The sequence below is a fragment of the Pseudomonas sp. genome (assembly GCF_033723075.1).
Taxonomy (GTDB): domain Bacteria; phylum Pseudomonadota; class Gammaproteobacteria; order Pseudomonadales; family Pseudomonadaceae; genus Aquipseudomonas.
Map to the genome: position 1 here is coordinate 1 of NZ_JAWVXU010000034.1, position 16,288 is coordinate 16,288.

Consider the following 16,288-nt stretch of genomic DNA (forward strand, 5'->3'; position numbering starts at 1 on the left):
ACGGCTTCGCTGCAGGGCGATATCACCAACAATGCCACGCTGGCTTTCGATCAGGCCGCGAACGGTAGCTTCGGCGGAGCAGTCAGTGGCAGCGGTGCATTGATCAAATCCGGTGCCGGTACGCTGACCCTCTCCGGGGCCAACAGCTACAGCGGCGGCACCAGGGTTTCGGGCGGCATATTGCAGGGCAGCACCACGTCCCTGCAGGGCGCTATCAGCAACAGCGCCCAGGTCAGCTTTGATCAGGCGGCTGACGGCGTTTATGCCGGGGTGATGAGTGGCACGGGTAGTCTTTTCAAGTCCGGTGCCGGCATGCTCGCGCTTACAGGTATTAACAGCTACAGCGGTAGTACCCTCATCGATAGCGGCAGACTGGCGGTCAATGGCTCGATCGCCAACTCAGCGACCACGGTCAATGCCGGCGGCACCCTGGGCGGCAGCGGCACGGTGGGCAGTATCTCGCTCAATGGCGGCATCCTCGCCCCCGGTAATTCCATCGGCACCTTGAATGTGGCCGGCGATCTGGACTTCTCTGCGGGTGGCGTGTTTGAGGTGGAAGTCGATGCCGCAGGCAACAACGACCGTATCAACGCCACCGGCAGTGCAACACTTACCAACGGCACAGTACGGGTGCTACCCGAAGCCGGCGACTATAGCGTCAGCACTGACTACAGCATCCTCACTGCCGCAGGCGGCTTGGGCGGCACCAGCTTCAACAGTGTCAGCTCTAGCCTCGCCTTCCTGACACCGACCTTGTCTTACGATGCCAACTCGGTAGTCCTCAATCTGCGCCGCAATTCGTCCGACTATGCCTCGGTTACCGGCACTACCAACCAGGGTTCGGTCGGCACTGCGCTCGATACGCTGGCCAGCAGCGGTGCCACGGGTGTCGATGAGCTCTTGAACAACCTCAACCTCCTAACGGCTGATGGTGCCAACCAGGCGTTTGATTCGCTCAGCGGCGTCCAGCACACCTACAGCAACCAGATTGCCTTGCAGTCCCTGAACCAGTTCAAGGGACTGCTGTTCGACCGCCTGCAAGGCAACAACCAGTTCCTGGCGACTAACGGCCAGCTCATGCTGGCCTATAACGACAGCGGCAGCATGAGCGATGCGGGCTCGCACTTGCTGGACAGCCAACCGGCGACTGACCGCGGTTGGTGGCTGCGTGGCACCGGCAGCTACGGTGAAATTGACGGCACGCGTAATGTCAGCGGTGCCCATTACAACGCCAGCGGCACCGCCACCGGCATCGATTTCAACCTCAATGACACGCTGACCCTTGGTGCCGCCTTCGGTTACAGCCGTACCGATGCCGATGTGGCGCAAGGCGGTCTTGAGGTGGACAGCTATCAGGCGGCCCTCTACGGCAGGTGGCTGCTCGATGATGGCTACTATGCCAGCGGCATCGCCGGCCTCGGCCACCATGACATCGATGCCAAGCGTCAGGTCAGCGTCGGTCTTTCCAGCAACACGGCCAAAGCCGACTACGATGCCTGGACGGGTAACGTCGCCATCGAGGCCGGCCGTACGTTTGCCCTCACCGCCAACACCCACATCACGCCACTAGCCGGCTTGGAATACGCCCACATCAAGCGTTCCAGCTTTACCGAGAAGGGAGCCGCTGCTGCCGATCTGCATGTCGGTAGCGACCAGCAGGACTCACTGCGCTCGGCCCTCGGCGCTCGTCTCGAACACAGCTGGACGAGCCACAACGGCAGCCGCATCCAGCCCACGATCGAACTCGCCTGGCTGCATGAGTTCATGGACAACGAGGCCGCGCTGCGCGCCGACTTCGCAACGGCAGCCACTACCAGCTTCGGTGTCAGCGGCCCCGAGCTGGATCGCGACCGCGCCCGACTTGGTCTTGGTCTCAACATGCAGGTCAGTGAAACGGCCTCGCTGAACCTGGGTTATCAGGGCGAGTTCGCCCGTTCAGACGACCGTCATCATATTTCCGCGACCTTCAAGATGGCCTGGTGACGCCGTTCCGAGGCGACGCCAAGAAGGTCATCGAGGACATGGTCAAAGCCGTCGACTGACCGCTGCTGTGAATGACAAAACCCGGCCCTGCGTGCCGGGTTTTTTCTGCGCGCAGGAACTCCACCTTCTCGCCCGGCGACTTCTCTGCAGGGCCGCGTAACCCATACAGATCGGCCCGGGCCCGCAACGAAATTCGATAAAAAGCTGAACCACAGATCAATGCCGCCTGCCAATCAATTTCAAACTGTACCTATAGATAATCACTGTTCGTCTGTTCAGTAACGAGAAAAAAAGCTGCTTATATCAGAATTACGCGGTATTCAACTTGTCACCAGTACAGTAGTCGAAGAAAACAGCAAAACAGTTACTAAGCACGCTATCTAATAGCTCAACAATTTAATCCAGCTGTGACTATTGCACTGCTTGCAGGAAGCGGAACATGGGCACCAGGCAAAACACTCTCTAGACCCGCCACAAGCGGAAGGATGACACCATGGAACGTACATTCAGTTCCGACCTGCTTTTTCAAACCAACTCTTCCAACACCGCCAGCGGTCTGCCGCTGCGTATGGCCGCCACCCTGTTCACCTGGCAGCGCCGCATCGTCAGCCGTCGCCAACTGGCGCGCCTGGATGCCCGCCTGCTGGCCGATGCCGGCATCAGCGAGGCCCAGCGCCACGCCGAGTTGAGCAAGCCGTTCTGGCGTTAAGGCTGGCGGCGCAAGCCGCTCCGCACGCTCTGACAAACCCGCCCACGCCCAGCGTTGGCGGGTTTTGTCGTTATGCGCCGGAGCGAGCGGCACAGCTTGCCTCGCTCACAAGCAGAACAGTTTTATAGAAATCGCAACTGACCCAGTACACTTTTGCCTGGCTGTGGCTGTCAGGCAATCCAGTGGCGCGCGACCATGGATACCCATACCGCCACGCCCGCCCTGTACGGGAAGGATCATTGCCATGGAGCGTATTCTCAGCGACATTCCAGCAACTCTCGACCGGCCACATATCGGCCCGCTCGCCCTTTTGCGCAGCACCCTCAAGCGCTGGCAGCTCAATGTCCGCACCCGCCACCAGCTGGCCAGGCTGGATCCACACCTGTTGGCCGATGCCGGCATCAGCCCCGGCGAACGCCTGGCAGAGCTGGAAAAACCGTTCTGGCGTTAAGCCAGCATGGTGCATCGGTGGACCCCTGAGCTAGGCTTGTAAGAATGTGGCGTGGCCGATTGCCACGCCCTTGAACGATGGTTAAGGAGTTTCAGGATGATCGCCTTGCGTGCACTCGGTTTTTCCGCTTTGTTGGTGCTGGCCACCAGCGCCACGGCTTCCAGTTTCGTCGCCACCACCGATACCCTGGGCGGTGCTTTAATGGGCACCTCGGACGCCACTTCCGATGCCAGCTCTTCGCTGCGTGACGACAAGATCGTGTTGGCCGCCCGTAGCGACGCTGCCAGTTTCGTCGCCAGCCAGGGCGCCATTCGCGGCGTGCAACTGGAAGCGGCGCTGCAGCACATCCGCCAGCAAGCCCCCGATCTGGTTGCCGACGATGAGCAACTGGCGCAGGCGATTCTAAGCCGCTGAAGCGCCGGCAGGTGGGCACGCAGCTAACAGGCCGGTGAAAAAGGTAGGCGGCGGGCTCGCAAGAATGGCCGCACTGTAGCGCAGCGAAGTAACAGCGCAGGCTGGCCCGCAGGGCGAGCGCAGCGATTCAAGAGCAGGCCGTTTTTCAACGGCCTGCCAAGTAGCGGCGCGGCTTCAGGGTCGATGCAGTAGGCTTGCTTTGCCCAGCGCAGCCTTGCGTGCTCAGCCGTACGCAGGAACTGTCCGCGTTGATAGCCATCCAACCGTCATCACCTGCTTTCCCGGAGATTGCCATGCATCGTTCCTTGCTCGTCGCTGTTGCCCTGCTTGCCTTGTCCGTCGGCAGTGTCCAGGCACAAACCCTGGTTGCCACCAGCAATATCATCGTCCGTGCGCTTGACCGTACGTTCGACTTCACCTCGGATACCACCACCTCGGTGCGGGACTCGAAAATCGTCCTCGCCGCCCGTGACGATGCTGCCAGTTTCGTCGCCAGTCAGGGCGCGATCCGTGGCGTGCAGCTGGAAGCAGCGCTTGGCACCATTCGCAGTCGTGTGCCTGAGGCCCAGCACGCTTCCGATCAGGTGTTGGCCGAAGCCATTCTCGCCAGGTGAGTCCTGCCCGCGCCTGGCTGCTGGTGCTTGCCCTGCTGACCAGCGTCGGCAGCCATGCCGAGCTGCGTCTGGTGCTCGATAGCGACGCGCTCAGTCACCGCGAACGGCAGGCCAGCCAGTTGCTGCTGAACGAGGCGCTGGCGGCCCTGCCGGCACTCTTCAGGCAACGCCTGGACCGGCGCGTCAGGGTGCGCTGGCGATCCATGCCGGCCGAGGTCTATGGTCGCGCCGGACGCTTCAGCGGCATCGAACTGAACAGCCAGTTGCTGCCGTCCCTCAGTGCCGGCAGCGCCGCCATTACGCCGACCCGGCGCCCGCACGGCAACGTGCGCCGTGAGCTGCTGGCCACCGTGCTGCACGAGCTGACCCACCTCTATGACCGCGCACAGCTCTGGACACAGGACGAAAAACGCCTGCTGCAGCGCTGCCGACTGCGTCTGGCCAGCCTCGGTCCGGTCGGCTTGCCCGATGCCTGTCGCGGCCAGACGGCGCGCCGTTTCACCCTCAGCGACAATCCGCGGCTGCTCGATCTGGCCGGTTGGCCACAACAGGTCGGCCGGCGCGGCGCGCGCGAGCAGGCCAACGGCCAGGTGGCGCGCAGCCCGGATATCTATGAGCTGAGCAATCCACTCGAGTTCGTCGCGGTAAACATGGAGTACTTCCTCCTCGACCCCAGCTACGCCTGTCGCCGACCCTCGCTGGCAGGCCACTTGAGCGAGCATTTTGGCGGCTGGACACCGGCCCGCCAGCAGCCCTGCGCCGATGGTTACGCCTACCTCAACGCCGGCCGCGATTTCGCCCGCCAGCCGCTGGGCACGCTCGATCCCGCACGGGTCTACCAGGTCGACTACCTGCTCGCCGAAGCCAACCAAGAATGGGCCAGCCGCTGGGGCCACAGCATGCTGCGCCTGGTGATCTGCGCCCCCGGCCGGCCGCGTGGGCCGGATTGCCGGCTGGATCTGGACGAACACCTGGTGCTGTCCTACCGGGCCTTCGTCGGCGATCTGCAACTGTCCAGCTGGGACGGCCTGACCGGCGCCTACCCGTCGCGGCTGTTCGTCCTGCCGCTGGCCCAGGTAATTGAGGAATACACCAAGGTCGAACTGCGCAGCCTGGCCTCTGTGCCGCTGCAGCTCGAGCGCGCGCAACTGGAGCGATTGGTCACCCGTGCCGCCGAGCAGCACTGGAGTTACGACGGCGACTACTACTTCATCTCCAACAACTGCGCAGTGGAAACCCTCAAGCTGCTGCGTAGCGGCAGCCAGCACCCGCGTCTGCAGGCGCTCGACAGCATCCTGCCCAACGGCCTGCTCGAGACCCTGGTGGCGCGCGACCTGGCCGATCGCAGCGTGCTCGATGATCCGCGCGAGGCTTTGCGCCTGGGCTATCGCTTCGACTCCTTTCGCGACCGTTACCAGGCCATGTTCAGGGTGCTGCAGCAGCGCCTGCCGATCGAGCAGCGCAGCGTCGAAGACTGGCTGGCGCAGAGCGCCGAGGCCCGCCGCCCCTGGTTCGCCAAGGCCGACCTGCGTGCCAGCGCCGCGCTGCTGCTGCTCGAACAGGCAGCGCTACGCCGGCAACTGCTGCTGGCCCAGGATGAACTCAAGCGCCGCTACCTCACTGGTCGTGCGGCCAAGGATCCGAGTCTGGACAAGGCCGGCGGGGCGCTGGAACAGATCCTCGCCAACAGCGGATTTCTCAGCCGCCCGGCGGAACTCCTGGAAGGCGGTTACGGCTTGCCGCAACGTGCCGAATGGCAGCGCCTGGAAGCCGAGAGCCGTAACCGCCAGCAGCAGCTGCGCCAGCTCAGCGACGACCTCGACCAGGAAGTGCGCAACCTGCTGGAGCCGACGCGCCTGGCCGAACTGGAGGCCAGCGAAGCCAACCTGGTGCAGCTTGGCGATTATCTGCGCGCGCTGCACAAGGCCAGCGGCGGGCTGCAACTGCCTTGAGCTGACAGCAAAGCCGGCCTGTAGGGTGCGCCCTGCGCACCGCCCCTTGCTGGCGGCCCCTGTGCTTGGCTCGATCACGATCAGCCTGTAGCCGGGTGCAATCCAGGGGGAAGGTTGCGCCGCCGCCATCGCTTCCCCGATTGCATCCGGGCTACGGGCTACGGGTTGCGCTTGCGCTGGCATGGCGCAACCCGTAGCCCGCCTTACGGAATCTGTTCCTGCTGCTCTTCGGGCAAATGCCCATCCAGCTGCAGCCAGGGCAAACGGCTCTGCACCCAGATATGCCGGTCCGCCGGCGCCAGTTCCGGCTGATCCAGGGTGGCGACCGTGATATCCAGAGTCTGCGGACTAAGCGTGGTGAACAGGGTCAGGTGGGCGCCACACCTCGGACAGAAACTGCGCGTGCAACTGGCGGACGAGGCGAACTCGGTCGCTGTACCGGCCAGCCACTCGAAGCTCGCCAGCGGCACCGTGATCCAGGTGGTGAGGATGCCGCCGGTGGTGCGCCTGCAGATCGAACAGTGACAATGGGCGATGTCGCGCAATGCTGCGCGGAATTGATAGCGCAAGGCGCCGCACTGGCAGCCACCGCTGTGAACGTCGTTCATAGGCTCTCCTCACTACGCATTAACTTCAGCCTAATACCTTTTAACGCACTTGCGCCGCCGCGGCGCGCTCTCCAAGATGGTCGCTGGTTTGCTGGCGGGGATTGCCGTGCTGGAGTTGTTGCTGGCCCTGTGGCCATTGTTCGCCTTGATCGTCGCCGGCTACGCGTTACGCCGTCTGGGCTTCCCCAGCGAAGCCTTCTGGCCCGGCGCCGAGCGGCTGAATTACTTCATCCTGTTTCCTGCCCTGCTGTTCAGCAGCCTGGCCAGCGCGCCGTTGGACAACCCGGCGCTGCCACGTCTGGCCCTGGCGGTGCTGCTCGGCCTGGGTATCGCCTGGCTGGCGCTGCTCCTGCTGCGGCGCCTGCGCGGTTGGCCGGCCGGACGCTTCGGTGCCTTCACTCAGGGCGCGCTGCGCTTCAACACCTACCTGGGGCTGGCCGCGGTGGGCAGCCTGTACGGCCAGGCGGGCCTGACCCTGGCCGCCTTGATGCTGGCCTTGATGGTGCCGACGGTAAACGTGCTATCGGTCTGGTCGCTGACTGCCGAGCGCGGTGTCAGTGTGCGCAGCCTGCTGCTGCCGATTCTGAAGAACCCGCTGATCCTCGCCTGCCTCGGCGGCGCCCTGATCAACCTCAGCGGGCTCGGCCTGCCCGGCGGCAGCGAACGCCTGCTCGGCCTGCTCGCGGCCGCCAGCCTGCCCCTTGGCCTGCTCTGCGTCGGCGCGGCGCTGAAACCCGAGCAACTCGGCGGCGAGATCCCCGCCCTGGCCTGGAACAGCGGCCTGCGTCTGCTGGTCATGCCGCTGCTGGCCTGGGCCGTGGCCTACGGCCTGCAATTGCCGCCGATGGAAAGCAGCGTGCTGGTGCTGTTCTTCGCCCTGCCGACGGCGCCGACCGCCTATGTGCTGACCCGCCAACTGGGTGGCGACAGCCACCTGATGGCCGGCATCATCACCCTGCAGACACTGCTCGCGGCCGCCAGCCTGCCCTTGCTGCTGATGCTGGTGGTGGGCTGAAGGTCTGACTCTTTTGGCGTTAAAAATATTGGACTGTTCGGCAGGCTGAGAATAAATTTAAATCGTTTATAAACATATGGATATGACTATTTTGCTCGGCACTCCGCATAGCAAGCGGGCAGGTTTTACCTGCAAATTACCCATAATTCGTTTGACATATTTTACGGCCTTGGCAGACTGAGCCGGAGTTTCGACAGCCAGAACGCACCGAGAAGCGGCTCAACCGCCGCCCTCTCGACAAGCCTCTGCCCGCCTGTTGCGCCTGCGCAGGCGTAGTCGACACCGGCAACAAACAGGAAGCAGCGCCGCCGCGGCGGCCCTTCCTGCACAGCAACGGCAGGCTCTCCCTGCCCCAAGGTGATCTATGTCCAACAACAGCTGCACTAGCCCCAACGCCAAACGCAAGCCCGTGGTCCTCATGTCCATGGGCGCCCAGGAACGCAAAGGCCATGCCTACCAGGTGATGACCCACAAATACATTGCCCCCCTCGTCGAGTTCTCCGGCTGCGTACCGCTGCTGGCACCGACCTGCTTCGGCACCGACGACCTCGAGCAATACCTCGACATGGTCGACGGCGTGTACCTCACCGGCGCCGGCAGCAATATCGACCCGGCGCTCTACAACCAGGAAAACCTGACCCCGGACAAGGCCCAGGATCGCGACCGCGACCTGTTCGACCTGCCGCTGATCCGCGCCGCCATTGCGCGCGGCCTGCCGATCTTCGGCATCTGCCGCGGCATGCAGGAAATCAACGTGGCCCTGGGTGGCGACATCCACCAGAAGCTCTATGCCGTGGGCGACTTCGACGACCACCGCGAAGACGCCAACGACCCGGTGGAGGTGCAGTATGGCGAAAGCCACAACGTGCGCCTGGTCCCCGGAAGTTGGTTGGCCGAGTTGCTGGGCAAGGATGAGATCACCATCAACTCGCTGCACGGCCAGGGCGTCGCCACCCTGGGCGAGGGCCTCGAGGCGCTGGCCTACGCCGAAGACGGCCTGATCGAGGCCATCCATGCCCCCGGTCTGGCGCAATTCACCCTCGCGGTGCAGTGGCACCCGGAATGGCAAGCGGCGCAAAACCCCGACTCGGTGAAGATCTTCCAGGCCTTCGGCGCGGCCTGCCGCCAGCGCGTGGCGCAGACCGCGGCGGTTAACAACCGCTAGCAGGCCGCTGCACGACCCTTACGCGGTCAAACGCCGGCACGCAGGGAGATCGCCGGAATCGCCGGAGTGAGCGGGCTATTCCAGGGTGAACCACTGCACCTCGACCCGGCGGTTCTGCTCGCTGTCGGCGCCGAGGGGCTCTTCCCAGCCACGGCCGACCAGTTCGATGCGATCCTCGGCGATGCCGGGGTGGCGCGCCAGCAGCGCCTCCTTGACCGCCTGGGTACGCTGGCGCGACAGTTCCATGGCCTTCAGCGCCATGCGCCGCAGCAGCGGGGCGCCGCCCTGGCGCTCGAACTCGCCGACCATGGCGTTATCCACATGGCCGCGCAGCAAGACGATGGAGCCGGGGCTGACCTGGAGGAACTGCTTGATGGTGTCCAGGTAGTCCTGGTTGTCCTTGGATTGCTTGTCCAGCTCCGCCGAGTTCGGCTCGAAGAAGAAGCGAATGTCCTTGCTCAGCAGCGCATCGCCTTCCAGGGCGACCTTGCCGCTGGTGCGGATCGGCGCGATGGCGATGCTCTGGCCCTGGAACTGGCCATCTTGCTGCAGCGCCTTGAGGTGCTGCAGATCGGCGAAGCGCGCCGGGTCGGCCGGGTTGCGGATCAGCGCGCCATAGGCCAGCACCGAGGACTGGAAGATGCCCTGGAAGGAACCGGCTGAATCGATGCTGCCGTCGAAGAACGCCAGGTTCTCCGGCAGGTTGCTCAGGTGCACCTTGCTCAGCTCGTCGAGGGTCTCCTCGGGCGTCCAGCCGAAGGCCTGGGCGACCACGCCGGCATGGCTTTTCGGATCGTCGCGCAGCAGCCGGTTGCCTTCCAGCAGGCCGTGCACCAGGCCCTTGACGATCTCCGGGTGGGCGCTGGCAAAGCCCTTGTTGACTACCAGAATGTCCGCCACCACCAGCAGGTTGCGGTTGGATACCAGCATCTTCGCCGCGCCGGCGGATTCGGCGACCACCTGATCGGTGCGCGGCGACCAGCCGACGCAGCCGTTCAGGCGCTGCTTGCCGGTCAGCTCGGCGGCGTAGGCATCGCAGGCGAGAAAGGCGTCCTCGTAGAACACCAGGCCCAGCTCGTTCGGCCCCGGACGACCGTCGAGGTCGCGCAGCACCTTGACCGGCACGCCGGCTTCGGAGGCCAGGTAGCGGATAAAGAACTCGCTCTCGTTGAACTGGGTGGCGCCGAGCACCTTGCCCTTGAGCTGGTTGACGCTGGCGATGGCGCTGTCCACCACCACCTGATCGGCGCCGCGGGAGAAGGCGATCTGCGCCGGCACCGTGACCTCGAACTGCCTGCCGAGCACCGCCAGCACGTCGGCGGTAGTGGCTACCGCGGCCATCTGACCGTTGTTCAAGGCCGACCATTCCTCGCTCTCGCCCTTGCTCAGGCGCACCTGGAAGCCGTACTGCTTGGTAAAGAACGACTCCGGATTGGGTTCCAGCCCGCCGTTGGCGACGATCAGGCCGCCATAACCGGCGTACTCGCTCATGTCGACGTCGATGATGTTGTTCTTCATCTCGTAGGGCGCGGCCGATTGCAGGGTCGGCGTGCCGCTGACCGGCTCGACCGGCGCAGGCCCGGCGGCCACCCCGAGGCTGGCGGGCAGGCCGCCGAGCAGGCTGTCGCCACCGTCCTTGAGCATGTCCTTGCCGACCAGCCAGGCGCCCAGGCCAAGCAGGCCGAGCACCAGCACTATGGTCAGCAGCTTGCCGGCAACACTGCCCTGTTGGCGCTGCCTGGTTGCGGATAGATACATGACGCCTCTCCCTGTCGGATGCGGGCCAGCGGCCCGCCAATCAAAAGTGTTCATAGCCTAAATCGCTTCCCGGATTTCATCCGGGCTACGGTCTGCGACAACGTAGGGTGGATGACGCCTTTTTCATCCACCATCGTCGATGGTGGATGGGTTAAGCGTCATCCACCCTACCCGTATCCGTGACCCGGATAAGCCTGGGTGCAGCAGCCCATCAGTGTCGAAGCGACTGGCCTTGCGCCGGCTTGTCGCCCTGGCCTTGCAGCACATAGCGCGGCAGGGCCTGGTGTTCGTTGAGTTCGAGTACGCCGAGCAGGTCGCGCTGGCTGTTGAGCCAGCGGCTGGCCTCGTTGAACGAGGAGGTCAGGGCATTCAGCGCCACGCCGATCTGCTCTTCGTCGGTGGCGAGCAGGGTCTGCTCGCGGATCAGGGCGATCTGCTGCTCGATGCGCTGCAACTCGGCATCGACATGTTCCTTGCGCCGCAGGCCTTCGGCATGCGCCGCCTGGCGCGCGTCTATCACCTGTTTCTGCTGTTCCAGGCTGCGGCGCAACTCGTCGTTCAGCTCGGCGCTGGCCAGGCGCGCGTCGATCTGCTCTTCCTGCTGCTGCAGCTCGGCGCTGTCGCGGGCGGCGGTGTCCGCCACCACGCTCAGCGCCTGGCCGGCGACCAGCAGACGCAGGTTGAGCCACACCAGCTGCTCCAGGCTGTCGGCGTGGGAGGCCATCAAGGGCGAGCGCGAGAGCAGCTGCAGCACCTCGCGGGCACGCGCCTCGACCGCCTGCTGACGGGCGCGCTGCGCGGCATCGAGCAGGCCCAACGTAGTTTCATAGCGTTGACTGGCGGGATCGGTCGGCGGCACCTGCCGGGCATCCACGGTACGGCGAAAGCGTGCGCTGCGCGCCAGCAGCGCCAGATAAGCCAGCTCCAGGCCGGCGCCGAGGACCCAGAAGCCGGGGCTGACGAAGGCGCCGAGCAAGGCGAACGCCGCCAGGCCGAACCAGTTCGGCGCCAGCGGCATGCCCAGCGGGCGGGCATTGAAGGCCGCCCAGAGGTAGCGCCCGCCACTCATGGGCTGAGATTCTCCTGAGCGAGATGGCGCAGGGACTCGGGGACGAAGGCCATGTCGGTGGCTTCGCGGATGGCGATGCTCATCTGCATCCGCAGCACCTGCTCGGCCACCGGCGGCTGATAGCCCTGCAGACAATGCTCGAGCGCCGTCAGCGGCTGCAGCTGCGCGGTGCGCACCTGGCGGTAGACCTTCACCGCCAGCGCCTCGGCGGCGCCGGGGGTGAGCAACAGGGGCAGCGGCAACTTCACCAGCGCTTTGATCTCCAGCTTGAGCTCGAAGCGTTTGAGCAGGGCCCTGAGCAGCGCCGCGCTTTCTTCGACCGTGGTGGTCGGCAGCAGCGGGATCTTCACGTCGACCCGGCCCGGGCGCTTGAGGTCGACCTCGATCAGGTCTGGGCGCGACGAGGCGAGAATCCAGATCACCTTGCCGCGGTTGTCGGCATCGCCCATCTCCTGGGCGATCATCGAATAGAGGCGCCCGGACAGGCCGCTGTCGCCGCTGCCGCCGTCGCGCTTGCCGAGGGTCTGGTCGGCCTCGTCGATAAACACGATGCAGCGCCCCAGGCCACGGATCAGGCGGAAGATCTTCTCCAGATTGCCCTCGCTGGAACCGACCCAACGGTCGCGGAAGTTCTTCAGCTTGACCACCGGCACCCCGGCCTCGCCGGCCAGGCACTCGACCAGGTAGGTCTTGCCGGTACCCACCGGGCCGCAAAAGATGTAGCCCTTGGGCAGTGCACGCAGGTCGGCGGCCTGCCACAGCGCCATGTCCTGGCGCAGCCAGACTTTCAGCGCCTCCTGGGCGTGGTAGTCGTCCAGAGTGCGCCTGGATTCGATAAATTCCACCAGGCCGGCGCTGTCGGTCTCCACCAGCTCCTTCTTGGCTTCGACCCAGTCCTGGGCGCCGAGCACCTTGCCCTCATGGGCGCGGCGTTTGACCAGGCTGGTCAGGGCGCTGAGGCTGACCCCGGCGAGGGCCTGCACGGTGCCGTTGTCTTCGCTGGCGAAGGCGGCAGGATGGTCGATGCGCAGTTGCGCCAGGCACTGGCCGAGGCTGTCGGCATCCGGCAGCGGCACCTGTACCCGGTCGATGCGCGGGTTATTGGCCACCAGCGGATGCAGGTCATTGAGGTTGTCGGCGAGCAGCAGGCTGGCGAAGGCCATGTCGGCGAACGGCGGCTCGGCGGCCCAGTCGCGCACCAGGCTGGCCAGGCTGGCGCTGGCGAAATCGCCCTGGCGACTGGCCGGCAGCACCAGCTCGGCGCCGCGCAGGATTACCGCCACATGTTCGTTGTCGCCACGACCCAGGGCCTGCAGATTGGCACGATAGCGCAGGTAGCGACTGATCAGCTCGATCGCCGCGCGCGGCTCATGGGGCCAGGGTCTGACCTGCTCCGCGGCAGGCCACTGGGCGAAGCGTTCGCCGCCGCGCAGCAGGCTCAGGCCATTACCGGGATCGTAGAGAAAGACGATATCGAAGGTGCCGAGCAGCCTGGCCTCGAGGTAGCGGGTCAGGCTGACCAGGCGACCGTCCAGGGGGAAACGATCGGCGACGTTGCCATAGAGCACGAACTGGCCATGGGCGCCGCTCTCGTAGGCCAGGCGCAACTCGTCGAGCCAGGCGGGTGCTTTGCCTTCACTGCTCATGGGCGCGCCTTACTGGCTTTCGGATTGCGGGTTGCTGCCGCCCATGCTGCGGCTGGCCGCCGGCGTCTCGCTGCCGGCTTCCTGGCCCGGCAAGCTGATGCCTTCCTTGGCCGCGAAATCGGCCAGGGCCTGGTCGGCCAGGGCGTCCATCTCGGCTTCCTTGAGGTTGACTTCGCTCATGTCCATCGAGTCGCGGGCCATGCGCGCACGACCGGCGGCCTGGGTGCGTTCTTCCTCAACCATCTCGTGCAGACGGCTGAGGGTGTCGCCGGAACCGCCGATGCTGCTGACCATGCCGGCGGCCATCTCGTTCATCTCGGCCATGGCGGTCTTCATGCGCAGGTCGTTGATCGCGCCCTTGAGCGCCTCGATCTTGCTGCGCGCGGCGGCCACCGCGACTTCGCGGGCCTTGGTCAGGTTCTGGTAGGTCTCTTCGGCCTGGGCCAGCTGGCGGCGGTTTTCCTCCAGTTCGCGGCCGAGGTTCTGCAAGCGCAGGGCGTTCTGCGCGGCGGCCGACTTGTTGCCGGCACGCAGGTGCGCGGTGGTGCGTGCATGCAGCTCGCGTTCCTCGGCTTCCTGCTTGCGCACCTGGCTCATCAGCCGCTCGGCCAGACCGGCGTGGGCGGCCAGACCCTGGTTGAAATTGGCGATCTGCTTGCGCAGGTTTTCCTGTTCCAGCTCCAGCAGGGCTTCCGGGTTCTGCCGCTCCAGGTCCTTGATGAACAGGGAGAGAATGCCTTTGAAGATATTGGTCAGACGAAAGAACATGGTGTCTCCTTGCGCTATGCGGGCAATCCATCGGTACCGGCGCCGCCGGTCAGGCTTGGCGCATTCTTGGCGAGCGCGTCGATTGTTGCAACCTTCTCGGCAATTGGCCGGGCTCGGGCCACGGCTGCCGGCTATGGGCACAGGCTAGGATGGCGTTGAGCGCCAGCATGGGTATCGCTGCGCTCAAGCCTACGCGGCCCGCCACATCCTGCAAAAACCGCTCGCCTGCACGCCTGGCCTGGCTAGAACAGCGGCAGTTGAGCGTGCCCGGCGCCGCTGTCGGGCGGCGCTGCAGGCCTGGCCTGCGTGGCCGGGTCGACGGCCAGGCGCTCGGCCAGGCCCGCTGCGCGCTCGGCGCGGGTGGCCACCGCCTCGCCCAAGCGTGCCGGCAGGCCCCAGATTTCCACTTTGTGTTTGGCCCGGGTGATGCCGGTGTAGAACAGGCTGCGGCTCAGCAGCGGGCTGGGTTGTTCGGGCAGGGCCAGCAGCACCTCGCTGAATTCCGAACCCTGGCTCTTGTGCACGGTCATGGCGAAGGCACTGTCGTGGCTGGGCAGGCGGGCCGGAGCGAAGGGGCGGTAGCCGTCTTCGGCCTCGAAGAACACCCGCAAGCCGTACTCAGTGTGCAGGCAGATACCGATATCGCCGTTGAACAGGCCCAGGGCGTAGTCGTTCTGCCGCACCATCACCGGCCGACCGACGTACCAGCGTTCGCGGCTGGCGACCTGACCGCGTCTTTTTACCCGTGCCTCCAGTGCTTCGTTGATTCCGGCCACACCCCAGGCGCCTTCGCGCTGGGCGCAGAGCGCGCGGAAGCCGTTGAAGGTGGCAAAGGCTGCCGCCGGATCGGCGCTTTTTGCCGCCACGAGAAAGGGCGCATAACCGCGATCCAGCCGTTCCAGCAGATCGGCGGGGGTCGGCTGGGCATTCCAGGCCAGATCGCTGCGCTGTTCTTTGAGCAAACTCAGGGTAGCGCTGACGTCGCCGCCATTGATTCGTCGCGCCAGCTCGCCGATGCCACTGTCGCCGGCGAAGCGGTGGCTGTGGCTCAGCAGCACCACGGCATCGCCCAGGCGCGATGTTGGCTGGGCGACCGCTACCTGCTGGCCGGTGATGCGCTGCAAATCCGCGGCGGCCTGGGCGTCGAAGCCGCGGCCTTCGCAGAGTTCGGCGAATACCGCGCCGGCTTCCACCGCACAGAGCTGGTCCTTGTCGCCGAGCAGGATCAGCCGTGCGTTGGGCGGCAGGGCGGCGACCAGCTTGGCCATCAGCGCCAGGTCGACCATCGAGGCTTCGTCGACCACCAGCACGTCCAGCGCCAGCGGGTTGGCCGCGTTATGGCGCACCTGCGGACTGTCGCCACGGCTGCCGAGCAGGCGGTGCAGGGTGCGCGCCTCGTCCGGCAGCGCCGCCTTGATCGCCTCGTCGACCGGCAGGCCGGCCTTGGCGTTGCGGATCGCCTCGGCCATGCGCGCCGCCGCCTTGCCGGTGGGCGCGGCCAGGCCGATGGCCAGCGCAGCGCCGCCAGGCTGCTCGAGCAGCGCCGCGAGCAGACGCACCACCGTGGTGGTCTTGCCGGTGCCGGGACCGCCGGAGATCACCGCCAGCCGGCGCCGCACCGCCTGCGCCGCGGCCAGGCGCTGCCAGTCGGGTTGCTGGGCGTTGAAGGCGAACAGGCGGGTCAGGCTTTCGCTCAGTTGCGCCTCATCGACGGTGGGCAGATCGGCCGCGCGGCTGAGCAACTGCTCGGCCAGCTGGCGTTCGTAAGCCTGGTAGCGCGCCAGATAGAGGCGCTCGCCGACCAGAACCAGCGGAGTGAAGTCGCCGTCGCCACCGACCAGGGACGAGGCGGCAAGCCGCGCCTGCCACTCGGCCAGGGGCGGCAGGCAGAAGGCATGCTCGGGCCAGGGCCGTTGCCCGGCGCGCAGTGCCAGGGGCAGGCAGACGTCGCCGTTATCCAGCGCCGCACAGAGCAGTGCGGCCGAGGCCAGCACCAGCGGTTCGGCGGCCGGGTCGAGCCGCCGCAGGCTGTCGACCAGGGCACGCTCCAGCGGGCCGAGGGGCAGATCGGCAAGGTTCATAGGCCACTCCCGTAGGGTGCCGCGGGGCCGCCTAGGCGGTGCGCACCATCAACCG

General features: G+C 65.7%; 14 protein-coding genes. 8 read left to right on the forward strand and 6 right to left on the reverse strand.

All coding sequences use genetic code 11. From position 1 onward, the window contains the following. The 6 genes from R3355_RS23085 to R3355_RS23110 form a co-directional block, all read left to right on the forward strand. On the forward strand, positions 1-1,983 hold a 1,983-nt coding region (locus R3355_RS23085), incomplete at its 5' end, for an autotransporter domain-containing protein (protein WP_318963447.1). A gap of 493 nt (positions 1,984-2,476) precedes the next feature. Continuing rightward, positions 2,477-2,692 carry a DUF1127 domain-containing protein gene (locus tag R3355_RS23090; RefSeq protein WP_318947552.1) on the forward strand — a complete coding sequence of 72 codons (216 nt, stop codon included), beginning with the start codon at positions 2,477-2,479 and terminating at the stop codon, positions 2,690-2,692. A 244-nt stretch (positions 2,693-2,936) separates the two neighbouring features. Then, positions 2,937-3,143, forward strand: a complete 207-nt coding sequence (locus R3355_RS23095; RefSeq protein ID WP_318947551.1) for a DUF1127 domain-containing protein — start codon at positions 2,937-2,939, stop codon at positions 3,141-3,143. Positions 3,144-3,239: 96 nt separating this feature from the next. After that, positions 3,240-3,557 carry a DUF2388 domain-containing protein gene (locus tag R3355_RS23100; RefSeq protein WP_318963448.1) on the forward strand — a complete coding sequence of 106 codons (318 nt, stop codon included), beginning with the start codon at positions 3,240-3,242 and terminating at the stop codon, positions 3,555-3,557. A 293-nt stretch (positions 3,558-3,850) separates the two neighbouring features. Then, positions 3,851-4,171: a DUF2388 domain-containing protein gene (locus R3355_RS23105; protein WP_318947549.1), complete on the forward strand. Its 321-nt coding sequence runs from the start codon at positions 3,851-3,853 to the stop codon at positions 4,169-4,171. After that, on the forward strand, positions 4,168-6,123 hold the full coding sequence (locus R3355_RS23110) for a DUF4105 domain-containing protein (RefSeq protein WP_318963450.1): 1,956 nt from the start codon (positions 4,168-4,170) through the stop codon (positions 6,121-6,123). The genes R3355_RS23105 and R3355_RS23110 overlap by 4 nt, the downstream gene beginning before the upstream one ends. Before the next feature lie 203 nt (positions 6,124-6,326). Here the strand turns inward: R3355_RS23110 and R3355_RS23115 are convergent, their stop codons facing one another. Beyond that, complete coding sequence (locus tag R3355_RS23115) at positions 6,327-6,731, reverse strand: GFA family protein (protein WP_318963451.1); 405 nt, start codon at positions 6,729-6,731, stop codon at positions 6,327-6,329. Between the two features lie 76 nt (positions 6,732-6,807). Between R3355_RS23115 and R3355_RS23120 the strand changes: the two genes are divergently transcribed. Then, on the forward strand, positions 6,808-7,746 hold the full coding sequence (locus tag R3355_RS23120) for an AEC family transporter (RefSeq protein ID WP_318947546.1): 939 nt from the start codon (positions 6,808-6,810) through the stop codon (positions 7,744-7,746). A gap of 364 nt (positions 7,747-8,110) precedes the next feature. Next, the gene (locus R3355_RS23125) at positions 8,111-8,911 is read left to right on the forward strand and encodes a gamma-glutamyl-gamma-aminobutyrate hydrolase family protein (RefSeq protein WP_318963452.1); all 801 of its coding nucleotides are present in this window, start codon (positions 8,111-8,113) and stop codon (positions 8,909-8,911) included. A gap of 75 nt (positions 8,912-8,986) precedes the next feature. On the opposite strand, the gene R3355_RS23130 is transcribed toward R3355_RS23125, so the two are convergent. From R3355_RS23130 to recD, 5 genes are all read right to left on the reverse strand, one after another. Further along, positions 8,987-10,669: a phosphate ABC transporter substrate-binding/OmpA family protein gene (locus tag R3355_RS23130; RefSeq protein WP_318963454.1), complete on the reverse strand. Its 1,683-nt coding sequence runs from the start codon at positions 10,667-10,669 to the stop codon at positions 8,987-8,989. 211 nt (positions 10,670-10,880) lie between these two features. Further along, entirely contained in the window at positions 10,881-11,738 is an 858-nt protein-coding gene (locus tag R3355_RS23135; RefSeq protein WP_318963455.1) for a hypothetical protein, read from the reverse strand. Further along, positions 11,735-13,384, reverse strand: a complete 1,650-nt coding sequence (locus R3355_RS23140; RefSeq protein ID WP_318963457.1) for an ATP-binding protein — start codon at positions 13,382-13,384, stop codon at positions 11,735-11,737. Before R3355_RS23140 ends, R3355_RS23135 begins: the two co-directional genes overlap by 4 nt. Before the next feature lie 9 nt (positions 13,385-13,393). After that, positions 13,394-14,152, reverse strand: coding sequence for a PspA/IM30 family protein (locus tag R3355_RS23145; RefSeq protein WP_318963459.1), 759 nt, complete (start codon positions 14,150-14,152; stop codon positions 13,394-13,396). A gap of 242 nt (positions 14,153-14,394) precedes the next feature. Beyond that, complete coding sequence (gene recD, locus R3355_RS23150) at positions 14,395-16,233, reverse strand: exodeoxyribonuclease V subunit alpha (RefSeq protein ID WP_318963460.1); 1,839 nt, start codon at positions 16,231-16,233, stop codon at positions 14,395-14,397. Positions 16,234-16,288: the final 55 nt, after the last annotated feature.